This window comes from Bacillus manliponensis, assembly GCF_000712595.1.
Lineage (GTDB): Bacteria > Bacillota > Bacilli > Bacillales > Bacillaceae_G > Bacillus_A > Bacillus_A manliponensis.
In genome coordinates, this window is record NZ_JOTN01000009.1 from 127295 (window position 1) to 150390 (window position 23096).

27 protein-coding genes and 1 tRNA gene are annotated in these 23096 nt (G+C 34.6%); 20 read left to right on the forward strand and 8 right to left on the reverse strand.

Annotated features, from left to right (window positions below; genetic code table 11):
* Positions 1-200: 200 nt before the first annotated feature.
* From BAMA_RS12450 to BAMA_RS12480, 8 genes are all read left to right on the forward strand, one after another.
* Positions 201-1049 carry an AraC family transcriptional regulator gene (locus BAMA_RS12450; protein WP_034639496.1) on the forward strand — a complete coding sequence of 283 codons (849 nt, stop codon included), beginning with the start codon at positions 201-203 and terminating at the stop codon, positions 1047-1049.
* A 182-nt stretch (positions 1050-1231) separates the two neighbouring features.
* Entirely contained in the window at positions 1232-2698 is a 1467-nt protein-coding gene (locus tag BAMA_RS12455) for a SulP family inorganic anion transporter (protein ID WP_034639498.1), read from the forward strand.
* A 407-nt stretch (positions 2699-3105) separates the two neighbouring features.
* Complete coding sequence (locus tag BAMA_RS12460) at positions 3106-4236, forward strand: S8 family peptidase (RefSeq protein WP_051758938.1); 1131 nt, start codon at positions 3106-3108, stop codon at positions 4234-4236.
* Between the two features lie 162 nt (positions 4237-4398).
* Complete coding sequence (locus BAMA_RS12465; protein WP_034639499.1) at positions 4399-5022, forward strand: sigma-70 family RNA polymerase sigma factor; 624 nt, start codon at positions 4399-4401, stop codon at positions 5020-5022.
* A gap of 16 nt (positions 5023-5038) precedes the next feature.
* The gene (locus tag BAMA_RS24025; RefSeq protein WP_084157986.1) at positions 5039-5173 is read left to right on the forward strand and encodes a YvrJ family protein; all 135 of its coding nucleotides are present in this window, start codon (positions 5039-5041) and stop codon (positions 5171-5173) included.
* A gap of 6 nt (positions 5174-5179) precedes the next feature.
* Complete coding sequence (locus BAMA_RS12470; RefSeq protein ID WP_034639501.1) at positions 5180-5434, forward strand: helix-turn-helix domain-containing protein; 255 nt, start codon at positions 5180-5182, stop codon at positions 5432-5434.
* 64 nt (positions 5435-5498) lie between these two features.
* On the forward strand, positions 5499-5741 hold the full coding sequence (locus BAMA_RS12475) for a glutaredoxin family protein (RefSeq protein ID WP_034639503.1): 243 nt from the start codon (positions 5499-5501) through the stop codon (positions 5739-5741).
* A gap of 41 nt (positions 5742-5782) precedes the next feature.
* A tRNA-Cys gene (locus BAMA_RS12480) sits at positions 5783-5854 on the forward strand.
* Between the two features lie 60 nt (positions 5855-5914).
* Here BAMA_RS12480 and BAMA_RS12485 read toward each other — a convergent pair.
* The 3 genes from BAMA_RS12485 to BAMA_RS12495 all read right to left on the reverse strand — a co-directional run bounded on the left by BAMA_RS12485 (position 5915) and on the right by BAMA_RS12495 (position 7761).
* Positions 5915-6205 carry a hypothetical protein gene (locus BAMA_RS12485; RefSeq protein ID WP_034639505.1) on the reverse strand — a complete coding sequence of 97 codons (291 nt, stop codon included), beginning with the start codon at positions 6203-6205 and terminating at the stop codon, positions 5915-5917.
* A 94-nt stretch (positions 6206-6299) separates the two neighbouring features.
* Positions 6300-7265, reverse strand: a complete 966-nt coding sequence (locus BAMA_RS12490) for an anti sigma factor C-terminal domain-containing protein (protein ID WP_034639507.1) — start codon at positions 7263-7265, stop codon at positions 6300-6302.
* Positions 7252-7761 carry an RNA polymerase sigma factor gene (locus BAMA_RS12495; RefSeq protein WP_034639510.1) on the reverse strand — a complete coding sequence of 170 codons (510 nt, stop codon included), beginning with the start codon at positions 7759-7761 and terminating at the stop codon, positions 7252-7254. The genes BAMA_RS12490 and BAMA_RS12495 overlap by 14 nt, the downstream gene beginning before the upstream one ends.
* Before the next feature lie 198 nt (positions 7762-7959).
* Here BAMA_RS12495 and BAMA_RS23500 point away from each other — a divergent pair, with 198 nt between their 5' ends.
* From BAMA_RS23500 to BAMA_RS12535, 8 genes are all read left to right on the forward strand, one after another.
* A complete protein-coding gene (locus tag BAMA_RS23500; RefSeq protein WP_051758939.1) occupies positions 7960-8721 on the forward strand; it encodes a phospholipase A2 family protein in 762 nt (253 codons plus the stop codon).
* A 170-nt stretch (positions 8722-8891) separates the two neighbouring features.
* On the forward strand, positions 8892-9287 hold the full coding sequence (locus BAMA_RS12505) for a hypothetical protein (RefSeq protein ID WP_034639511.1): 396 nt from the start codon (positions 8892-8894) through the stop codon (positions 9285-9287).
* A 66-nt stretch (positions 9288-9353) separates the two neighbouring features.
* On the forward strand, positions 9354-11420 hold the full coding sequence (locus BAMA_RS12510; protein ID WP_034639513.1) for an ABC transporter permease: 2067 nt from the start codon (positions 9354-9356) through the stop codon (positions 11418-11420).
* Positions 11421-11422: 2 nt separating this feature from the next.
* Positions 11423-12310, forward strand: coding sequence for an ATP-binding cassette domain-containing protein (locus tag BAMA_RS12515; RefSeq protein WP_034639516.1), 888 nt, complete (start codon positions 11423-11425; stop codon positions 12308-12310).
* On the forward strand, positions 12297-12926 hold the full coding sequence (locus BAMA_RS12520) for a hypothetical protein (protein ID WP_034639517.1): 630 nt from the start codon (positions 12297-12299) through the stop codon (positions 12924-12926). The genes BAMA_RS12515 and BAMA_RS12520 overlap by 14 nt, the downstream gene beginning before the upstream one ends.
* A gap of 306 nt (positions 12927-13232) precedes the next feature.
* Entirely contained in the window at positions 13233-13610 is a 378-nt protein-coding gene (locus BAMA_RS12525) for a YflT domain-containing protein (protein WP_034639518.1), read from the forward strand.
* A 44-nt stretch (positions 13611-13654) separates the two neighbouring features.
* Positions 13655-13861, forward strand: a complete 207-nt coding sequence (locus BAMA_RS12530; RefSeq protein WP_034639519.1) for a CsbD family protein — start codon at positions 13655-13657, stop codon at positions 13859-13861.
* Positions 13862-13932: 71 nt separating this feature from the next.
* Positions 13933-14184 carry a GlsB/YeaQ/YmgE family stress response membrane protein gene (locus BAMA_RS12535; RefSeq protein WP_034639520.1) on the forward strand — a complete coding sequence of 84 codons (252 nt, stop codon included), beginning with the start codon at positions 13933-13935 and terminating at the stop codon, positions 14182-14184.
* A gap of 236 nt (positions 14185-14420) precedes the next feature.
* Here the strand turns inward: BAMA_RS12535 and BAMA_RS12540 are convergent, their stop codons facing one another.
* Both BAMA_RS12540 and BAMA_RS12545 read right to left on the reverse strand, forming a co-directional pair.
* Positions 14421-14993 (reverse strand): histidine phosphatase family protein, encoded by a 573-nt coding sequence (locus BAMA_RS12540; RefSeq protein WP_034639521.1) that lies wholly within the window; start codon positions 14991-14993, stop codon positions 14421-14423.
* Between the two features lie 361 nt (positions 14994-15354).
* Positions 15355-15555: a hypothetical protein gene (locus BAMA_RS12545; RefSeq protein ID WP_034639522.1), complete on the reverse strand. Its 201-nt coding sequence runs from the start codon at positions 15553-15555 to the stop codon at positions 15355-15357.
* A gap of 286 nt (positions 15556-15841) precedes the next feature.
* Between BAMA_RS12545 and BAMA_RS12550 the strand changes: the two genes are divergently transcribed.
* From BAMA_RS12550 to BAMA_RS12565, 4 genes are all read left to right on the forward strand, one after another.
* On the forward strand, positions 15842-16180 hold the full coding sequence (locus tag BAMA_RS12550) for an STAS domain-containing protein (RefSeq protein WP_034639575.1): 339 nt from the start codon (positions 15842-15844) through the stop codon (positions 16178-16180).
* Between the two features lie 6 nt (positions 16181-16186).
* The gene (rsbW, locus tag BAMA_RS12555; protein WP_034639577.1) at positions 16187-16669 is read left to right on the forward strand and encodes an anti-sigma B factor RsbW; all 483 of its coding nucleotides are present in this window, start codon (positions 16187-16189) and stop codon (positions 16667-16669) included.
* Complete coding sequence (gene sigB / locus BAMA_RS12560) at positions 16632-17402, forward strand: RNA polymerase sigma factor SigB (protein ID WP_084157980.1); 771 nt, start codon at positions 16632-16634, stop codon at positions 17400-17402. The genes rsbW and sigB overlap by 38 nt, the downstream gene beginning before the upstream one ends.
* Before the next feature lie 178 nt (positions 17403-17580).
* Positions 17581-18723: a fused response regulator/phosphatase gene (locus BAMA_RS12565; protein ID WP_034639525.1), complete on the forward strand. Its 1143-nt coding sequence runs from the start codon at positions 17581-17583 to the stop codon at positions 18721-18723.
* A gap of 42 nt (positions 18724-18765) precedes the next feature.
* Here the strand turns inward: BAMA_RS12565 and BAMA_RS12570 are convergent, their stop codons facing one another.
* From BAMA_RS12570 to BAMA_RS12580, 3 genes are all read right to left on the reverse strand, one after another.
* The gene (locus BAMA_RS12570) at positions 18766-19623 is read right to left on the reverse strand and encodes a CheR family methyltransferase (protein ID WP_034639526.1); all 858 of its coding nucleotides are present in this window, start codon (positions 19621-19623) and stop codon (positions 18766-18768) included.
* A gap of 16 nt (positions 19624-19639) precedes the next feature.
* A complete protein-coding gene (locus BAMA_RS12575) occupies positions 19640-22351 on the reverse strand; it encodes an ATP-binding protein (RefSeq protein WP_034639527.1) in 2712 nt (903 codons plus the stop codon).
* A gap of 351 nt (positions 22352-22702) precedes the next feature.
* Positions 22703-22954, reverse strand: a complete 252-nt coding sequence (locus BAMA_RS12580; protein WP_034639528.1) for a hypothetical protein — start codon at positions 22952-22954, stop codon at positions 22703-22705.
* Between the last annotated feature and the right edge of the window lie 142 nt (positions 22955-23096).

A 23096-nucleotide genomic window follows, 5' to 3' on the forward strand; every position in this document is an offset into this window, starting at 1 on the left:
GTTTGTATGAAAAAGGACAGATGACCAGACTTTTTCTTATATATATATGATTTGGAATCGTAATTACTATATTGTATGTGCACTATATGGCTAAAAAGGTATAAAATATTAATGGTTTTATATAACCAACACAATTGAGCACAAAAAGTCGGGTTTCATGTAATTGTACCTGTTAAGTTAGTGAAGAGGGAGTTTATTTTATGGATATGTTAAAAGGAATGAATGAGGCATTAAACTATATCGAAGAAAACTTAGATAACCATATTAGTTTGAAAGAAGTGGCCAAGAGGGCGTTTTCCTCTGAATATCATTTTAAGCGGCTTTTTTCTCTTCTTTCAGGTATTACGATATCTGAGTATATTCGTAGACGCCGGTTAACGATGGCAGCGTTAGAGCTAAAGGATCCAAATGTCAAAGTAATTGACGTCGCAATGAAATATGGTTATCATTCTCCAGATTCTTTTTCGCGAGCTTTTCAAAATTTTCATGGTGTTACGCCGTCAGTAGCAAGGAAGCTAGAACAAAGTTTGAAAGCATATCCAAGAATGGCCTTTCAACTAACGATTCAGGGAGGCGTTGAAATGAAGTATCGGATTGTCGAGAAGGGAGCATTTCAAGTTGTTGGAGTGAAATATAATGTTGAGATAGTGAATGAAATCCTTTCACCTACTTATGAAGATATGTTTACGGCTATTAGTGAGACTACGATGAAGGAATTAGAGTCCATTTCCACTAAGGAACCATGTGGTGTTGTACATGTATCAGCGAATTACTCAGAAAACGAAAATGGGAAGGCAACTTTTGAGCAGTATATAGGAGCTGTCACTACGAAAGAAAAGGTAAAGGAATATGCAAAATTAGAAGTTCCACCTCTATTGTGGGTCATTTTTGAAGTAGAAGGGGACTGGGAGCACGTTGAAGAACATTGGCAACGAATCTATTCGGAGTGGTTGCCTTCATCCTCCTATGAGCTTGCAGAAGGGCCTGAAATGTTGGCTAGTAAAGATGAGAAAAGTGAAATCTGGATTCCTATTACTAAGAAGCAGTAGGAAGCGGCTCTTAAAATTAACTGCCCCAAACTTATTAAAAAGTTTGGGGCTTTCTAATTGAATCTTCATCGTCGTATCCGCTTCCGACACGATAATGTAAAAAGTTTGTCTCAAAACAACCGATTGAAATTGTCTTTTCTTGTTACAATAAAAGATGGACATCATGTAAAGGTGGTTTTTTTATGCTTCAAAAAATAGCAAAAGAATGTTTAGCCGGTTTCACAGTGGCTATCGTTGCGTTGCCGCTCGCGATTGCCTTTGGTATTGCGGCGACTGGGACGGCAGAAGGTGCACTAGTTGGGTTATATGGTGCAATCTTTGGCGGGTTTTTCGCAGCGCTTTTTGGCGGAACTTCTGGACAAGTGACGGGTCCAACTGGGCCAATTACAGTCATTGCGACAGGGATTATTGCTGAATATGGATTAGAAGCAAGTTTTCTTGCTTTTATGATGGCAGGTGTATTTCAAATTGTATTTGGGATATGTAAACTTGGCTCATATGTGCGCTATATCCCGTACTCTGTTGTATCCGGCTTTATGAACGGAATCGCACTCATCATCATTTTAGGTGAAATGAAACAAGTGAAAAATAGTTTCTTACTTGTGTTACTCACAATTATTGTCATGCTTCTTTCAGGAAGATGGATGAAAGCAATTCCAGCAAGCCTCGTTGCACTTGTAACGGTAACGGCTGCGCTGCCACTTATTGCCCCGCTTATTCAAGGGCTTACTATTCAGCTTCCGTTTATCGGAACACTTTCGCTTAATTCGGTGATTGAGAAAATCGGAAAAATCCCAGAGGCAATTCCTTCTATACAAATTCCTGCTTTCAGCGACATATCAGTAGTCGAACTTCTTCTTCCAGCACTTAGCATTGCTCTGCTTGGATCTATTGACTCTCTATTAACATCCGTTGTGATGGATAACGTAACGGGAACACGTCATAAAAGTAATAAAGAACTAATCGGACAAGGGTTAGGAAATATGGTGAGTGGTTTATTTGGCGGACTGGCTGGCGCGGGCGCAACAGTACGATCAATCGTTAATGTAAGAAGTGGTGGGAAAACAGCGTTATCTGCTTGTATACACAGCGTTATTTTACTAATTTTTGTCGTCGGTCTTGGTGCGGTTGTACAATACATTCCGCTTGCCGTACTATCAGGTATTTTAATCTTAACAGGTATTGGTATGTTCGACTGGGACGCAATGAAAAAAGTACATGTCACGCCAAAGGGTGATGTACTTGTGATGATTCTTACAATGGTTATTACCGTTTATTTTGATTTGATGATTGCAGTTGCGGTTGGTATTCTTCTTTCCTTCATTTTATATATCGCAACATGTAAAAAACGAGAAGTATCTATAAAAGAAGACGATAATCACACATACATCATTAGCGGACCACTTTCGTTTCTATCAGTAGATCGCATTTTTTCTTCGATTCAACAAACAGAATCGCCAATTACACTTCAATTAGAAGGTGTCAACTACATGGACACTTCCGGCGCAATGGCATTATTAAATTTTGCCGAACAAGCAGAACGGAAAGGTACGTCTGTAAAGGTGGTTTGTATGCAGCCACATGTGGAGAAAGTGCTTATTAAGTTGGCGAATGAAGAGCAACAAGAGAAGTTAGCTGTAGGTGCATAAAAATCAAATTGATTAAAGAACTAGAAAGTAGATGATACTATTTTCTAGTTTTTTTTATCCCGCATATAGCTACGACTTCTAAGTACTCGAGCCACAAGCTAATCCTTTCTATGACAAACTCCGCCACGCCAAGGCTTAGCTTGTGCTTGTCGTGCTTGAACAGTCGTCTTCGCTTTTGAATGTAAAAGCTCGATTGGTAGGGCTAACACTCAGCAGGGGGATGGAGAAACCCCCTACTGAGTGAAGTTTCACTTTATCAATGTTGTTAATAAGGGAGAACGATTTCTAAAATAAAGTGAAACCAAAGAAAAATTCTTTGTTTTTTTCTTTTTATGTCATAAAAGGTTGTAAAAGTTTTTTACAAGATTTCTTTATGTAATAAGAACAAAGTTTTAGGGGGAATGAAAATGAATAGTGAAATTACACTTTTACCTGTAAATAATATTCGTTCTTTTAAAGAACCAGATAGTGTACCTTCAAATATTGCACTTGTTGGGGCACAAAAAAAGTGGCGACAAGGTTTTTATGGAAAAGGTGTAGTCGTAGCAGTATTAGATACAGGGTGTGAAATGAATCATCCAGATTTAAAAGAAAGAATAATAGGTGGATATAACTTTACCGAAGATCATGATGGAGATGTGTCAATTTATGAAGATTTAAATGGGCATGGCACCCATGTAGCTGGTGTTATTGCAAGTTCTATGAATAACTCAGGTATAGTTGGAGTAGCTCCAAAAGCAAACTTGTTAATATTAAAGGTTTTGAATAAGAGAGGAACAGGTTCTGTTGAATCTTTAATAGAAAGTATTAACTATGCGGTGAATTGGCGAGGGATGAACGGGGAGAGAGTGCGAGTTATATCGTTATCACTTGGTTTAAAGAATCCTAGTCAGAAATTATATGATGCTATTCAACGAGTGGTGAAAAATAATATATGTGTTGTTGCTGCATCTGGTAATGATGGAGATGGCAATATTGCTACAAATGAGTATCGTTATCCGGGAGCTTATGAAGAAGTCATTACGGTAGGGGCTTTAAATAAAGAGAATGAGTTAGCGGATTTTTCAAATACACATGAATTTGTAGATGTGTATGCTCCTGGTGCTCATATTTATTCGACTTCAATAGAAAATGGCTACACGGAATTATCCGGTACTTCAATGGCTACACCTCATGTCACAGGTGCTATTGCGTTATTGATTGAGGAATATGAATATTTGTTTTCCAGAAAAATTGAAGAAGAAGAAATCTATAATGTTTTGATGAAACATACTTCAAAGGTTGATTTAGAAGGTGGTATAGCTATTAATATGTTAAATTTGAATAGTTCGGTTCATTCCATCTACAAGCATTCGGATCTTCTAGAACGGAAAAATAGGGATATGTTGTTAAAATGTTTTTGTGAAGCCAGAAGGACACAAGCTTTTTTTACGAAATGTCTTGATGAACATGCATCAGAAGAAGAAAGAACTTTTATGATAGAGCTGATTAAGAATTCGGCGGAAACATCGAAAAAGATTAAAGATTTTTGTGAGTGAAAGTAAAAAACTGTCGAAAAAAGTGGTATAATATGGGATGTGAAGTCCTTCTACTATAAGGAACTCGGAGCTATTGAAAACATTATATAAAGCAGTCGTTTTTTTTTACACATAAAACAGAACTGATGTTCTTATTCGAAGGTAGAGAAGGTGATTACGATTTTGAACTGTCGAAATACACAAGAAGATTGTTGCTTAGAAGACTTTATGAAAGAAAATGAAGAATTTCTTAATAATACAATCGTGAAATCATTTTTGGAGAACGAAGAAAACCAACTTCTATTATTGGATGCAATATGTAACCAAAATAAACATACTCGTGAACAACTGGACTTAGAATTTAAGAAGTTTTATTTTCAAATACGATTTACCGCCTTTATTTCAAATACGATTTATTTTAATGCGATTAATTACGATAAGAAATATAGGAAGATGTCTATCAGGCATCCACTTACTGTTGATCAGCCATTAGCAGATGAAAGGGACTCTTCTTTTAAAGATCTTATTGTAGATAAAAATGCAGAAGTTAAAGTAGAAGAATTACTCGGTAGTGTACATTTAGAAGATTATATTGTGAATCCTCTCTTGCATGCAGCAATTTCAGAATTATCAGCTAAACAAAAGCAAGTATTAAATTTAGCGTATGTGAATGGATTAACAGATACCGAGATTAGTAAATATGTAGGGAAATCACAACAGGCTATTTCAAAACTGCATAAAAAGGGGCTCGAAAATATTTATAAATATATTGAGAGCAAAGGAGGGGGAAAGCGTGACTGTTATTGAGTTGCCACAATGGATTATGATTATGGGTAATTTTGGATTTCCGATCGCGATTACAGTGTATTTATTTGTGAGGTTTGAGAAGAAATTAGATAAATTAGAAGCAGTTATCATACAACTATCCGATGTAATTAAAGAGACAAGAAAGGATTGAAAATCTATGAGATCCGCTCTATATGAATTAGTAAAAGAATCTAAGCAAAGTAATCAAGCACTCCAAACAGTCATTGAGTTGTTTGAACCTAAAATAAAAAAATCTCTACATTTAACAGAACACAAGGAAAAGGAAGACTTAGCTCAAGAGTTAAAATGCAAACTTGTTAGTTGCATTCAAACATATGATATAGATGCAACACCAGGATTTTGGGAAATGAGGGAACGAATTTATAAAAGAAATAAAAAAAGGGTGGTATAAGGTTGTAGTTCTTGTGAGTTCTTTTTCTTTATAACATATAAGTTAACAAATAGGAGGTAGTACAATGGAAGTAATCGTGTATTCAGCAAAATCGTGTAGTTATTGTGAAAGGCAAAAAGAATTCTTACTTGCGAAGGGGATTTATTTCAAAGAGGTAGACATAAGAGAAAGTGAGCAGAACTTTAATGAATTTAAATCTTTAGGCGGGACGGGTACACCATTTACAGTAAAAAGAGTAGATGGGCAAGTAGTATCGAAAATACTAGGTTTTGACAAGGAGAAACTTTTAGAAGAGCTTTTGCTTTAATTCGCAGGTGGTGAAGTTTTCACTCATCTGTTTGAGTATACGGTGATATAGCCAAGGGGTTAAGGCAAAGGTCTGCAAAACCTTTATCCTCGGTTCAAATCCGAGTATCACCTTAAGTGAAAAGAGTGTTGATTTCAAAGTCAACACTCTTTTTTTCGTGTGAGAAGTAAAAGTCAAGTCGTTCGGTTATTTACGTTCATTTTAGGTGTCATAAAGCCTTTAATTAAAAAGGCAATACCGTTTAAAAAAACTAGCGCCCCGTATACAAAGCCAACTATACCACCGCTTATACCATCGCCTGTTGTTAAACCCACTGTGTATATCGTAATTCCCATTGCTATAGGTGCAAATAGGAACATCACAATAAGGCCAGAAATAATCCAGCGCTTTCGATTACGTGCTGAAATCATATTTACTGCTACGTTTAAAACGATTATCGTTAAAAAAAGAATAAAAAGTTCCATTTTATATTTCTCCTTCGTTATTTTTATCCCGCATTAACGGGCTGACACTCAGTGGGGGATGAAGAAAACCTCCACTGAGTGAAGTTTCACTTTATTAATATTTATCAGCAGTAGCCCCTAGAAAAGTAGCTCTTACCATTGGTAATTCTAAATATTGTTGTAGTTCAGCTGGTGTTCCTGTTATGACGACACCAATAATTTCAAGGTTTTCAGCTGAAAGTTCTTTTTTATTTCCTTTTGTTATATTCGTAACAATGTTTTCTGTTAAATCTTGATAATATTTTTCCTCTTGAAGGTTGCGAAGTGTTTCTGTGAAAGAATCCGCCCCCCAGTTTCCATCTTGTTGATTGTTATGATGAAAGCCTATTACGTCATCTCCTGAGATTGTATAGTCTTTACCAGTTTCTTTTGCTTCGTCATTAAAGTCTTTTATATTAGATTGACTATAGGAATTAACCCAGTACCAAGAGAGGTGTTCATGAAAAGTAGATTGTACTTCTTTTACGTTATAACCTTTATCAAATGAAAGGGCTAATTCAATTACTTTGTCATCACCTATTTCAGCAACTAAGTTTTTATCATCAACTGTTACAGATGTAACACCAGGGTGGATAAACTCAGTAGCTCGTTTTCCGTTGTAATACATCGGTATACGTTTCGCCGTGACATCACCAGTTCCAGATGCACCAACAGCTGTTATAAGTTCGGAAGTTCCCCAAATTGAATATTTCTTTTCTTTCGGAACCCATGGAACAGGGATGCCACTTACCGTTTTATGAAATTCAGTTTTTGTAGTTGCAGAGAGTAGTGATTGATTGACAACTGTAGCTTGAACCTCAACATTTGCACCGTGAATACTGTACCACATAGCATCCGAACGCATTTCTTTATCGATCATCTTTTGCATAATGGAATTACCTACGAAATAAAAGGAAATGATTACGAGTAAGCTGACAATTAAAGAAATAAAAGTGACCCGAATGTTGGAATTTCTTTTTGCTTTTTTTACTAAACCTTCAAATTCAAGGTCCTTTTTGAAAAAATCATCATCTTTTCCCATTTTGAAACCTCCTATATTCTCTCATAAATTGCTTTCTTGCTCTTTGAATGATTGTCTTAACAGAATCGGCGTTTGTTTCATACAGAATAGCGATTTCAGACAGTTTTAAACCAACGCTATACTTCAAAATAAGTAATTGTGCATATTTAGGGTTAAGCCGATCGAGTATTTCATGTATATCGGCTTCTTCTTCTTTTTGAATGACGGCTTTCTCTGGGGTGAACTCCTCAAATAATTCCTTATAATTAAATTTTAATAAAATGTTTTGTTGCCGCGTCTGCTTTCGACATAAATCATAGTATCTGTTAACGGATACTCGAAATAGCCAATTCTCTACATTCTCGATGTTTGCAGAGTCGATATAAACTAAAAATTTGTAAGCTGTATCTTGGATGACATCCTCTGCATCTTGTACACTGGCTCCCATTCGTAGAAGATAAATCTTAACTTGCTCTAATTTTTGGTGCAATTTCTCGCCAAAGTTATATTCATCCAATTTAAGACCTCCTACTGTAAAGACGTATGTATATAGAAAAGGTAAACAAAATTTTTAAAAATTTCTTCTTTCATTATATAAAAATGGTGAGATGAGCGTTATGTATTTAAAAATATGTCAATAAGTTGTTATTTTTCGTGCTAGTTCTTCTATATATAATGTCAGCTGACAACAATACAAAACTAGGAGGTTACTTATATGTTAGTAGGAAATTATTTAGATCAATTAGAAATTAGTGAACTCGTTGAACACTTTGAAGGAAAGGTGAAGTTTCAAAATTTAATTCGTGAAATGCAGCATCATGATGACTTTACCTTTGATAAAAGTAAGCTTGAAATCATTCAAGCAATTCAGTTTGATATGGTGAAAAATGAAGATGTAATTTCGGCAAAAGTTTTATATTTTAAAGTAAGTGAAAATGTAAACATTCGCTATATTGTTCGTTATGTAAATGGAGATAAGGATACAACAAATGATTTCTTTATTGGTGAACTTTCTCATATAAGAGAAGAAGGCGAAGGACTTACAGTGATGAATTTTAACTCCAGACATGATACGTTTGTTTCATCATTTGAGAGTCAATTATCAGAAGAGGCAATCGCTTTAGGTGCTGAAGGAGATAAAAAATCAGAGGAAGAATTTCCGTTTGATGAAAATTATTACCCTGGTATGCTTTTAAATAATGAAGTAAGAGCTGAGAAGAAGTGGTATCAAGGCTGTTTACCTGGTGGATACATTTGGTGCGGAGATGATTGCGGTGGATCAGCTGCATGTTCATCAAGCGTTAGCGGTGTAAACGGTGTAGATGATTGTTGTAAAAAACATGACTGCTGCTATACGCAAAGAAAAGTATCGTACCCGAACTGCTATTGTGATCAAAGATTATGTGATTGCTCTCAAGCTGCACCGTTTGCCTGGAATAAAGCGATTGTACAAAGCGCTATGTGTTTTGTTTGCTAAATTATGATGAAACCACTTGGTATGACCAAGTGGTTTTTATTTTGAATTTTTTTACAAATAAGTTGTGAATTTTAAAACTCACATTTCTTTATAAAGTAAGAAAGGAATTAAAAGAACCTTTCATCATTCGTTATAGGCCTATGCGAAAAAAACTTTTAGGAGGAAGGAATATGACTAATATTGTGAATCTGAAAAAAACAAATACATTTAAAGCTGTAATGGTAGGGGCATTAAGTTTAGGGATTTTAGCATCCGGGGCTTCAGCCGCAACTTCAACTGCTTATATTTCTACAGGGAAAAATTCTGCTGAGGGCGATACAATCAATATTCATGATGGCTCATCACGAATGACTGTTACAAATAGTGGAGGAGGACCATACCAATTGATTGGACAAGCGAAAAAATATGTAGCGATTCTGCCTGATCCAACAGTTCATACAAGTTATGCTCGACCTGTAACTGAAGTGAAAACAAACTTCTCTCCAGCAAAATCTACTTATTATGCTGCTGCTTACACAGAATATAATACAACGTCGCTTTCTGGAGCTGTACGAATCACAGATTAATAGTAAACCTTTAAGAGACCTCCCTTTGTAGAAAAGGGAGGATCTTTCTAAAAAGGAGTTAAACGTATGAACAAATATATAAATTCTATCGTATTCTTTTTTAAGCTAAATATGAGAAACCCTTTTTATCTCGTCTCTCTAATCATAATACTCTCTTACTTAGGAGTAATTGTTTATAGTTATTTAAGTTCGGAAATTACAAATCCGGGTAATATGCTACAGTTATCTTCCTTTTTCATTCAAGGTTATATGTTAATCTTTATGTTTTTCGGATTTCACACCATTCATATAGAAACTAGCGATGTTTCTAAAGATTTGTTTTTAACAATCCGAAAAGGCTTCTACATTAAAATAGGAAGCAATATTTCCTTGATCGTAATCATGAACATTATGTTTTGTATGTTTGCAACACTTGTCATATATACAGTTTATCAATTCACTGGGTATCATTTCTCAGACCTTTATAAGAAATCAATGCTGTTTATCTTTATGTACTGGTTTCTTCCAGCTTTCATTAGCTCACTAATTGGGTTTGTAATTGGACTAACTGTTCATAAAAAATTTAGTCCAGCCTTTATCGTTGGGATATGGTTACTCATTTCACCGCTGAATATATACTTTAGTAACCAGCTATATAAATTATTAGGTATGGAACATGTACCAGGCTTTATACATTTAGGTATTTCTGATCCCAAAATGTCCTACCATGCGTTTAGTGGTTTTACATTTACAGTAGAGGACGTAATGAATAAGGTTATTTGGGTGATTACAATACTTGTAATCATTATTGTTATTTTACTTTTGAAAAGAAACAATGTGAAAAGCTTACTCATCATACTAAGTGTAACGGCTTTGCTTTTTAGTGCAATCCCGTTCTTTTTCCTCGATTCAAAGCCTAATCCAACTGATTTTCATAAGCGGAACATAGATGAACTTAACTATTATGCGTTAAACCGATATGAGAAACCAAGAGCCGAGATGGATTATACAATTAAAAAATATGAAATTGATCTTGCTATTGAAAAACAACTGAAAGCATCCGTGCACATTCAATTTACTGAACATGAAAAAGGGAAAAAGAGCTTCTCACTTTATCATGGTTTTCGCGTAACAAGTATAGAAGATGAAGAAGGAAATGCTATAAATTATAAGCAATATGGTGATTTTTTAGATGTAGATTTACATATGCCAACAAAGGAAGTTTATCTTCAATATAGTGGTACGTCATCACCATATATGGATGCCAATCAATCTTTTGCATATCTTCCTTATTATTTCGCATGGATCCCGTTAAAAACTGAGCATCCATCTATGAGATATATGTATAATTCCAATCATCGATTACCTGCTCAGCCGAATGATTTGATCCAATATACTTTAAAGTTTAATGGATCTAAAAATATCGTGACCAACTTGAAAAAAGTAGAAGAAGGTACATATATCGGTGTAACGAACGCTGGTGTTTCCTTCATGTATGGAGAATTAAAAACAAAGAAAATCGGGGGATATAACATTACATATCCGGTTACATGGGAAAACAGCATGATAACTGTTGACTCGTATTTAGCGCAAATTGAAGCGTCGTTTTCTTCCATAAAAGACGTATTTCAATTGGAAGATTCTCAGTTACTTCCGCAAAATATTTTATTTATACCTGCAGTAGGAGCAAACGATACATTAGCATCAGAAACGATGTGGCTTCAAGAGAAAGAACAACTCATTATTTTAATTAACCCTTATGAACTTCAAAATGAAGAGACTTTTAAATATAAAGAACCTTTCATTTCTTATCAAATGATTGGGGCTCTTTTATGGAAAAATAACCGAATTGTTCATGAAAACGAAGATGTACCTGTTTTGTTTAATTCTTTAGCAGGTGCGTATATCAATAAAAAGCTAGGAATTTCAAGTTCAACAGTTTCAGAGGCAGAATATTGGACTAAGGAAATTTCACAAAAGACAAAGAATGAAAAGCATAAACAAATTATTGAAGATGCTCATGTATTTGTATCCAATGCTCCAGCTGAAGTAGTTGAAGAGTTTTTACTGAAATGGAGTCATATATTAAACGATCCAAATGTAGATTGGGGTGCTGTAGAGAATTTATTAAATGTTTATACGAAGGAGGGATAATCATGATAGCTGTGAAACATATAAGCAAATTTTATAAAAATAAAAAAGTACTACAGGATGTATCTCTTCATATTGAAGGAGTTTATGGTCTTGTTGGACCAAATGGAGCTGGAAAGACAACCTTGATGAGAGCGTTAGCTGGCTTAATTCCGGTGAACGAAGGGTCGGTTACGATTGACGATATAAATAATATTTCAACAAATGATGTTAAAGATAGTATTGCATATTTACCGCAAGATTTTACAATTTATCCGAGATCCACTGTAGATGAATGTTTACATCATATTGCAGTTTTGAAAGGGATAAAAGATAAACAAATACGAAGAGACAGAGTTGATACTGTCTTACAGCAAGTCAATTTACAACATGTTAGAAATGTAAAAGTGAAGAACTTATCGGGCGGAATGAGAAAACGCGTAGGAATTGCTCAAATGTTTCTAACAGAACCTAGCATTCTTATTATAGACGAACCAACAGCGGGATTAGATATTTCTGAACGCATTCGGTTTCGAAATTTACTTCGAGAGCTGTCTAAAAACAAGACAATTATTATCTCCTCGCATATTGTGGAAGATGTCGAATTTCTATGTACAAAGATTGGTGTTTTACAAAATGGAATTGTGTTGCAAGAAGGAGCGCCATCTCATATTGCACAACTTGCTAAAGGATTCGTGTGGGAATTTACAATACATAGAGATAAGCTTGCTGAAGTACTTAAAATATACACAGTAATTCATATGAAAGAAGAAGATCACGATTATGTAAGGGTAAAAGTGTTAGCGAAAACAAAACCTTTTAACGCAAAACCGTCAGAACCAACTTTACTAGATGGTTATTTATCACTAATCCATAGCGAAGGAAAGAGTGAGGAAATTCATGGAGCAATTTAAGTTTGAAGTTAGAAATATGGGGATACACTTTTACATTCCAATCGTGATATGTTTTGCTGTACTAATTGTCTTAATCACCTTGCCACAGGAAACGTATATTTTGCAGCAGTTTGTAGTCATTCAAACGTTTATCATTCCACTGTCAGCATGGTGTACAGCTTTTCTTGTTTACGAGTTATATCATCACCATGCAGAGGAGGTTTTAATAAAGCTGTATTCGAAGAAACTCATACAAAATTATATAAAGGTAATAACGATCTTTCTACTCATCATTACGATTTTATCTACCGTGCTAGGAGTGAAATCTGAGGCGTTACATCCTATGAATCTAGGCTTACTGCTTGTGAGTCAAACACTTATATTCTCTTCAATTAGCTTATTTTTAGCAGTGTATTTTAAAAATGTTGAAACGTCTTTAATGCTTGTTATTATGTATGTAGCAACAGAACTCATCACAATGGGAGAACTTATGCCATGGCCTCACCTGTTTTACTTTAATCCAAATGTACAATTGGAAGATGTATTAGCATATGGCATTGTTAGTATTGTTAGCTCAGTTATATTTATAATGGCATCTCATTCGGTTGTGAAAACGGTTGAGAGGAGTGTCATATAAATGTAGGTTCCAATTTAGGAGTAAGCAGAGTAATACTACTAACTTCACTCAGTGGAGGGGCTCCATCCCCCACTGAGTGTCAGCTCGTTAATGCGGGATAAACTATAGAATAAAAAAAGATCTCTACTAATATTAGTAGAGATCTTTTTTTATGTTCTATACTTCTATTCTAAAAGAAAACGTACATATTGAAGTCTAGTAGAATCACAACAAAATGAAAAAAATCATAAAAATATGTTTAATCTTCTGGTATCCCGTGTATTACATATACTATAACAAATAAATTTATAGAGGAGGAAATTAGAAATGAAGACAAACTATATGAAACCTGCTGTATATGAATTTATGTTAGAAAAGGAAGTGCTGGCTGCTGTGAATAATTTAGAAGTAAGAGGAGTCGCGCAAGAAGATATATATGTATTAACACATGAAAAAGGTAGAACAGATGAAATCGCAGATCAAGCGGATATTAATACAATTGGAGTAAGAGAGGAAGGAATGGGAACAACCATTATGAATCTCTTCAAAAGTACAGGCGATCAATTAAGAAGTAAGATGGAGGAGATAGGACTTTCAGAAGACGAAGCAAGTATATATGAGGAAAAGTTAGATCAAGGAAAAATATTATTATTCATTACAGATAGAGAAAGAGTACATGGTTGGTTACAAGATAGAAGAGTGTAACACTTAGTTTTTGAATATTTAATTCATTTTAAAGGAGTGATAAAGTGAACAGCGGTGAAAAAGGTTTTAAAGAAAGAATGGTAGGATTAAAAGAACAGAAAAGGGGAGAAGTGAAAGAAAAAGTAGGAGAATTGACGAATAATAAAACATTGCAAAAGGAAGGGAAATTGGAGAAAGCGAAAGGATTGATAAAAGAAGGCGTTGGAAAAATGAAAGAAAAATTGGAAGAAGAAAAGGAAAAGCGGAAATAAAGATGAGGATTGAGCCTTAGATTGCATATCTAAGGCTCAATCCTATATAGGATAAATTGGAGGGAATACATATGGAGCTTATTGTAATGTGTATAATTGGCGGAATTGTTGGTGCTTTAGCTGGAATGATTACCGGAAAAGACTTTCCGGCTGGAATCATTGGAAATGTTATTGCAGGGTTAATTGGTTCTTGGATAGGCGGAATGTTGTTTGGAAGCTGGGGTCCTGCGTGGGGAGGTATTTATATTTTCCCAGCATTGTTAGGTGCAATTGTGTTTATCATTGTAACGACCTTTGTAATTAGAAGTGTAAGAAGAGCGTGAGTTTAGTAGAGTTGTATGAGCCAAAAGAAAGGCAGCGATGTTCTTTTTTAGAAATTCGCTGCCTTTTCTTTGTACATCATAAAATACATAAAGTAAAATGAGTTTACTCTTTATTGATTTGTATTGCGATTGGTTCATAGTTAACTTCGATCACCGCTCGTATTGGAAGGACTGCCGTAACCATGTTGTCTATAGTTATATGTCATTGAATGAAACTGTGGATGAATATAGTCCGTCTACGAAACTTCCCATAATTTTTTAACTTCCAACAATTCCTGCCCGCTGAATTCCATTCTGTATATATCTGGTTTTGATGTATGTAGTAAAAAATTCAAATCATATTTACTATCATAATATCCCATCATCAAGGTCATAACAGCTCCATGAGTGCCTAATACTATTTTTTTTCCTTGGTAGGTGTTTAATAATTCTTTTAAGATTGTTATAGCACGTTGTTGACAAGTGATATTAGACTCTCCTCCCGTTAGAGAAAAATCAGGTTGTAAGAATGACTTTTGTAACAAAGGGAGTAATTCTTTATCCGACATTCGTTCTTCTTCAGGGATAAATATTCTCTCTTTTAAGTTTTCAAATACTAAAACTTCTTGTCCTATTTGTTTTGCTAACTGCTGAACAGTTAGAATGGAGCGATTGTATGGACTTGAGATAACAACGTCAATTCCCTCACCTTGTAATTCACCTGTTATTCGTTGAACGTCTAATTTTCCTTTTTCCGTTAATCCTCTTGTTCTTTCGTTTCCATCTTTTGGTGAATCTCCGTGTCTTACCATATATACGAAAGTTTTCATAGTTTCCTCCATTTTTTATTCCATATTTATATGAACGAAAAAGGGGCTAAAACAGACGCATTCTGTTTTCATTCTCTTTTTGCAAACCTAAATATAATTAGACGCAAAAAATGAAATTCCTTCTTTAGAAGATAAAATATTTCTGTTTTTTGGAAAAATATAAGAAGTAAACAAAAAATAGCCGCTTCCTACACATGCAGGCAATCGGCTACATTGTATATTTATTCTATTGCCATCAAGCTATGAAAAGTAAATACCTCAAAATGTATTGTGAAATTTCTATCTTTTACAAAAAAACAGCGAAAACCTCATATGAAATGATATTTGCATAATCTTAGCTTGATAGCGATATCTCTCAAAGCTAAGATGTATGTAACCTTTTACATTGATTTATCTTGACGAGTTGACGCGCTTCTATATGAGATTGGTCAAGGGTATCGGATGTATCAACAACGATAGTATTTGTTAAAATACTCACTACAGAACCGACAAGTTTCATAGAAGGGTTGTGACGATAAGGGAATTGTACAGAATCTCCAATTTGGAATAAATGACTGTTCATACATAGATCCTCCTCAATATGTAAAATTTGTTTCTAGATTTTTATTACACAATCTTTCATATATTTAAACATTTGTTTTAAAATTTTAGTAATAGTTATTATGTGAAAAAGTTTAACCTTTTGATATTTAAATCCTTGCTACACACAATAAAGAGTAATCTTTACTCATTTGCTCTCTTCCATCTAAAAAGAGGGGATGTTATTTTTTAATAAAAATGTAAAGTTTTATGTTTAACACACTGTTTTTGGGGTAATAAAATAGTAGTTATTGATTAGGGAGGCGGAAATCATGGATTTAGTTATAGAAATTCATCAAGATGAATTGAAATATAATGTGAAGATTGCTGGTGAGATTGATGCACATACAGCAGCGGATTTAAAGAAAAGGCTTATGGTTACAGCGAGTGAAAAGAATGCTCATATAATAGTAGATTTTACAGAAGTAACATATATGGATAGTACAGGGTTAGGTGTTTTTATTGCATTATTAAAAGCTGTTAAGAAGAACCATGGTCATTTGGAATTTGTCGGTGTTTCTAGAAGGTTAAAGCGATTATTTGATATTACAGGATTAACAGAAATTTTAAAGTTAAATGCACAGTATCAACATGCAGAAAGAGAGTGATGAATGATGAAGGAAAATTTTGACTGCATAGAAATGAAAGTCCCTGCAAAATCAGATTATGTTGCGATTGTTCGCTTAACGGTAGCGGGTGTAGCGAACCGTATGGGGTTTTCTTATGATGATATAGAAGATATGAAAATTGCGGTAAGTGAAGCTTGTACAAATGTTGTGCAGCATGCGTATAAAGAAAGTACTGGAGAGATTACAATTGCGTTTGGACTTTATGCAAATCGCCTAGAGATCATGATTGTTGATAATGGAGTAAGTTTTGATTTTGAAAGTTTGAAAGATAAGATGGGTCCATATGATATGAATGAAGAGGTAGAGAGATTGCCAGAGGGCGGATTAGGTATATATTTAATTAATACTTTAATGGATGAAGTGAAAATGAATCATAATCACGGAATGGTCGTTTTTATGACAAAACATATCCAACGAGAGCAGGGTGAGAATGATGGAAATACAATCTCAACCTATGAAGCTTACTAAAGAAGAAATATTCTCTCACATTAATGACTTTCAGTTGCATCAATGTGAGACAGCGCAAGAAGCGTTAGTTAACCATTATAAAAACCTCGTTCATTCCATTGCATATCGTTATTCGAAAGGTGGACCTTTACACGAAGATATTGTACAAGTTGGGATGCTTGGGCTGTTAGGAGCGATTAGACGTTATAATTCTTCGTTAGGACATGCTTTTGAATCCTTTGCTATTCCGACTATTGTGGGAGAGATTAAGAAGTTTTTACGTGATAAAACGTGGGGCGTTCATGTCCCAAGACGTATAAAAGACTTAGGGGCGAAAATAAGGATGGCAATAGAACAATTAACAGACGAGTTGCAACGTTCGCCGAAAATCATTGAAATCGCACAGCATTTAAATATATCAGAAGAAGAAGTGTTAGAAATTATGGAAGCGAAAAGTAATTATCAATTAGCTTCTTTAGATGATGTAGTAAATGAATCTTCTGATGGAAGTTCTATAACGAGGATTGATGTTGTTGGTGAACATGAACAAGGGTATGAAAAGACAGAACAGCGTTTAGTATTAGAAAAGGTGTTTCATTTACTAACAGACGTGGAAAAACAAGTAATTCATTACATATTCATAGAGAATTTAAGCCAAAAGGAAACAGGAGAGAAATTAGGTATTTCACAAATGCACGTGTCTCGCATGCAACGAAGGGCTTTAAGTAAATTAAAAAACTATTTTTTAAAATAAGTAGTATATAGAAGAATTAGATCTTAGTAAATATAGAAAAAATACAAAGCTTTTTACATGGTAGAACAAATTCTCACCATAGAGGGTTTGTTCTTTTGTTTTATAAAAAACTATGTAATACTTAGACGATAAAGATGGAAATTGCATCATATCCTAACGATAAAAGGGGAAAGAATTTGTGGCGATTCTAATTGTGGATGATAATCCAGTTAATTTATTTGTGATTCAAAAAATCTTAAATCAATCAGGGTATCATGACACTGTATTACTTCATTCGGCAGCTGAACTCTTTGAACGCTTACATGTAGAAACAGGAGCTTCAAAATATAATGAAATCGATTTAATCTTACTAGACGTTATGATGCCTGAAATGGACGGTCTTGAGGTTTGTAGACGTTTACAAAAGGACGAACTGATGAAAGATATTCCGATTATATTTGTTACAGCACTAGAAGATGCAAATAAATTGGCGGAAGCCCTTGATTTAGGAGCGATGGATTATATTACAAAGCCAATTAATAAGACTGAATTGTTAGCGCGTATACGTGTCGCGTTACGGTTGAAATCAGAATTAAATTGGCATAAAGAGCAAGAAGAAAAACTACGTCATGAACTAGATTTAGCCACGCAAGTGCAGCGAAATTTATTAAGCAGTCCGATAAAAGAAAAAGAGATTCAAATAGAAGCAACATATTTACCGTCTTTTAAACTAGCAGGAGATATGTATTATTGGCATAAAATTGATGAGGATCGCTATGGGATTATATTGCTAGATATGATGGGACATGGTATATCGGCTTCTCTCGTATGTATGTTCATCTCATCGGTGTTACGTGAAACGATTAAGTCGCTTGTTGACCCGGAGTTAGTCATAAAAGAGTTAAACCGCTACATGGGACTTTTACATAATGAGAATGATAATATTCCTTACTATTTCACAGCTATATACTTAGTTGTAAATACGAAAGAGAAAACAGTACAATATGCGAATGCAGGTCATCCACCAGCGTATATGTTACTCGATGGAACAGAAATGGTGGAGCTAAGTAATGGCAGCTGTGCAATTGGCTTTTTTGATGAAATCAATGTAAAAAAATCTGTTATTACGTTTGAACGAGATGCTCAAATTTTATTATTTACAGATGGTGTACTTGAAGCGATCGCTCCTAATGAATTTGAGGCAGAAGAGAAGCTATATGCTTTTACGAAAAACGTTTGGACAGATGTAGAACGAGAAATGAAATACTTTTATTCAGAAGAACAAAAGAACAATCAATCTGATGATATGAGTGTGATTATGATTCAATTGAAAATAACATAAAAGCGTCTAGAATCCAACAAATTCGGGTTCTAGACGCTTTTTTTACTTGATTTTTTGATATATTTGTTCAGAAGAGACAAATCGCTCATAATAAGGCATGACATCCGCAAATTGTAATGTTTCTTTATTTCCTAAACCTAAAAATCCTGTTTCGCATAGACTTTCATAAAAGAGTTTATGCACTTGGTTTTGAAGAGGCGTTGTGAAATAAATTAATACATTACGGCAAAGAATGAGGTGGAATTCGTTAAAGGATTGATCGGTTACTAAGTTATGCTGCGCAAATATAATGTTCTTTAAAAGAGATTGATTGAAATACGCATAACGATAATCTGTTGTATAGTATTCAGAAAAAGCCCTTGTACCACCAGCCTGTATATAATTTTTAGTGTATGTTTGCATTTTGTTTAAAGGCAATTTTCCTTGTTTTGCTTGTTGTAATACGTCTAGATTCATATCTGTTGCGTATATAATCGCCTTATCCCTTAACCCTGCTTCTTCTAGCAAAATGGCCATCGATAACACTTCTTCCCCAGTAGAACATCCCGCATGCCATATTCTAATTTCAGAGTGCTTTTTTAACTCTGGTAGTATATGTTGGCGTAAAGAATGAAAAAAGCTAGGGTTACGAAACATTTCAGTTACATTGATTGAAAAGTCATTTAGTAATTGTTCTAAAAACCCTTCTTCATGTATGACTTTTTCAAGCAATCGTGAAATGGTAGGGGTTTTTGATAGTTTCATTCTATTATAGATTCGCCGAGAAATAGATGTGCGAGCGTACTGACGAAAATCAAAACCTGACAACTTAAAGATTGCTTCAAGTAGTAACTCAATTTCTAAATTGGTGTTTTTATTTTCTTCTAATGATAGTTCTAAACTATAACACTTATCGTCCACTATGTTTAAACCTCACTTATTTTAATAACCATACACGCATTACAGAATAGAGCTGGTGTAAGTTTAACGGCTTACTTATATAATCAGAAGCTCCTGAAGCGAGACACTTTTCTTTATCATGTTGCATCGCTTTCGCTGTTAAGGCGATAATCGGAAGTTCCTTTAGCCCAAGATCAGTACGAATGATTTCCATCGTTTCATAGCCGTCCATATTTGGCATCATAATGTCCATCAGAATGAGATCAATGCTTTGGTTATCTTTTAGTATCTCCAAACATTCAACACCGTTTTGAGCGGTAATCACTTTTGTCTGTTGGTTTTGCAGTGCATTTTGCAGTGCGAATATATTTCTATGGTCGTCATCTACAATTAAGATTGTTTTTCCTTGAAATATATGATTGTCTTCTGAAACAAATGGCGTCTCTTCTACTACATTATTAGGAGTTGCATTGATATCAATAGTAGGTGCGTTCACAAGGTCAATCGTTGCTGCTGATTCTAACTGTGGTAACGATTGATGCTGAGGACCATCTGGCAAGTTAGGAATATACACTGTGAACGTACTTCCTTTTCCTAGTTGACTGTCTAAAGTGATCCATCCACCTAATAACTTCGCGAATTCTTTACAAATAGATAATCCAAGTCCAGTTCCGCCATATTTACGAATGGTTGCACCATCTGCTTGTTGGAATGCTTCAAAAATAAGCTTATGTTGCTCTTTCGCAATTCCAATACCAGTATCAGTTACTGAAATAATAAGCCAATCTGTGCTAATGGCACGCATGTCACCATGTACTTCATCATTTTCTATCCGCTTTATATATAGCGATACAGCTCCACCTTCTGTGAATTTAAATGCATTAGATAGTAAGTTTTTCATAATTTGCTCGATGCGTTTCTCATCTGTATAGAAAATATCGGATGTACCACAATCTTCCGTAATGTGGAATTGTAAATTTTTTTGTTCCGCTACAGGTGAAAAAGTACGTCTCATTTTTATAGGAAGTTCACTTATGCTCATTTCGTTAAAAATGACATCAAGCTTACCAGCTTCTACTTTTGATAAATCTAATATGTCATTAATTAATGATAGTAAATCTTTGCCCGATGAATGAATAACGTTTGCTAACTCAACCTCTTCATTAGAAAGGTTACGGTCATTATTGTCCATTAACATTTCAGATAAAATTAAAATGCTATTTAATGGTGTACGTAATTCATGAGACATATTCGCTAAAAATTCGGATTTATATTTTGAGCTGCGAAGAAGTGCCCTTGCTTGGTCTTCTAACTCATTTTTCGCAAGTTGTAAGTCCATTGATTTTTGTTCAGCTTCCTCTGTTCTTGATTCTAATTGTTCATTAATCGTTTTTAACTCTTCCGATTGCATTTGCAATTCTTCGGATTGTGTTTGTAATTCTTCCGATTGCGCCTGTAGCTCTTCCGTCATTGTTTGTGACTCATGTAAAAGCGTCTGAATTCGCATACGCCCTACGATGCTATGAATGGTTAAGCCAAGGTTATCAAGAATTTGTTGAATTAAATCTTGATGTAAGTCAGAGATTTCGGTAATACTTGCTAATTCAATGACCGCAATCACTTCATCTTCGAATAAAATTGGGATAATGAATAGATTTTTTGGACGTACCTCTACTAAACCAGAACTAATAAGACGGAAATCATCAGGTATTTCATTTAGGATAAAGTTTTTCTTCTCTAAAGCGCACTGGCCAATGAGCCCTTCACCAATCTTAAATGATTGTTTTCCAACTTCGGCATTTTGATCCGCAAAGGAAGCCTTCTTAATATAGTAGATTCCATTTTCTGTTTCTTCGCGTAAATAAAAGGCACCAAATGAAGCTTTCGTTTTCTCGATGAGACCACCTAGTACTTTTTGACCAAATGTATCAATAGAAGAAATACCTTGATACATTAATATCAATTCCGCTATTTGCGTTTGGAACCATTCACGATTTTGGAACTCCTCTAATAAATCATTTGTAGCTTCCGCTAAGTGATTAATCTCGTCATTTGTTTTCACCTGTATCTTTTGAGTAACCTTCCCTTTAGAGGACATACCTTTAATTGCTTGAATTACATCTTTAATCGTTTTAATAATCGAATTCGAAATAAAAGTAGAAGTTAAGATTGATATACAAGCTAGTAAAAGGAGTAAGCTATACAAAATCGTTGTGATTCTCTCATTTTTCTTATCTAATTGAGCAGCCCTCTCTTTTGTTAACTGTTCTTCAGTAGTACGGAACTCTGTAAGCTTAGTCTGTAACGATTTCATTTCTGAATCATTGGGACTTTGCACATCGTTTACTTTTTTACTTTCAATCATTGGATAAATCGTTTCTTTTATCCAATTTGTTGAAGTTGTATTAATATGTTTTAACTTTTGTTGTTGAGACGGGTTGTTGCTTATTAATAACAACAGACTATTATAATACTTCGCATAATCTTTTTCTGCAGTTTCAATCGCGTTTAAATAATGTTGATTATCCGAAACAATAAAAGCTTGCGCATTACTCTCAATCGTAAGTAGTTGAACTTCAAGCCGATTTGTAAGGCTATGAACTTTAAAATCATGATCCACAATATAATTTCTTGATTTTTGCAAAGAAGAAATTTGACTATTTAATAGGATAAAGGAGATTAGTAAGAAAAAAATAATCATTAAATAACCAGCCATGATTTTATAACGAATACTTGTTGTCTGTTTCATGAAAACCCCCATTTCGATATGTATCAATAAAAATACAAGTTGTATTATAGCATTTTTCAAAACATTCAACTAGGCGATGGTTAAGAAGTACAACTACGAATGTTACATGAGTGCGGTAAAGAAAGGGGAAGGGGGAAATGAAAAAATAGTCACTGTTCTTTTAGAAAAGTGACTATTCTATCCCGCACTAACGGGCTGTAAAACTCCCACATTAAAACTTAAGGGAAGCGAAGAAGTATAGGTGGGAGATAAATAGCCCGTAAATGCCCGATTCGTTCAACTAACACTCAGTGGGGGATGGGAAAAGCCCCCACTGAGTGAAGTTTCACTTTATATAAAGTTGTCAATCTCTCATTTTATAAATATCGTTTTCAACGCCTGTTTTGCATCAGGTCCTTCAAAAACAAATAATACACACTCACGTTCTTTCAGCATTAAGAAAAAAGAAACGAAAGTTGCGAAACTTTGAATAGAAGTCATAAGCCCGCTTTTACTTATAAAGACACTCGACTGAAATGTTGTTATAAGTGCATACATATGATGAATTTCCTTTAATGTAGGTAATCTGCTATAAGTAATTGTAGTAGAGTGAATTGTATTCATAAAAACCTTCCTAATATATATCCCGCTATTAACGTGCTGTAAGACTCCCGCCTCATAACAGAGGGTGTGAGTCTTACAGTTTGTAAAAGGCTACCAAACAGTGGGGGGAACTGATTGGAGTAGTACCACTATAAACAATACC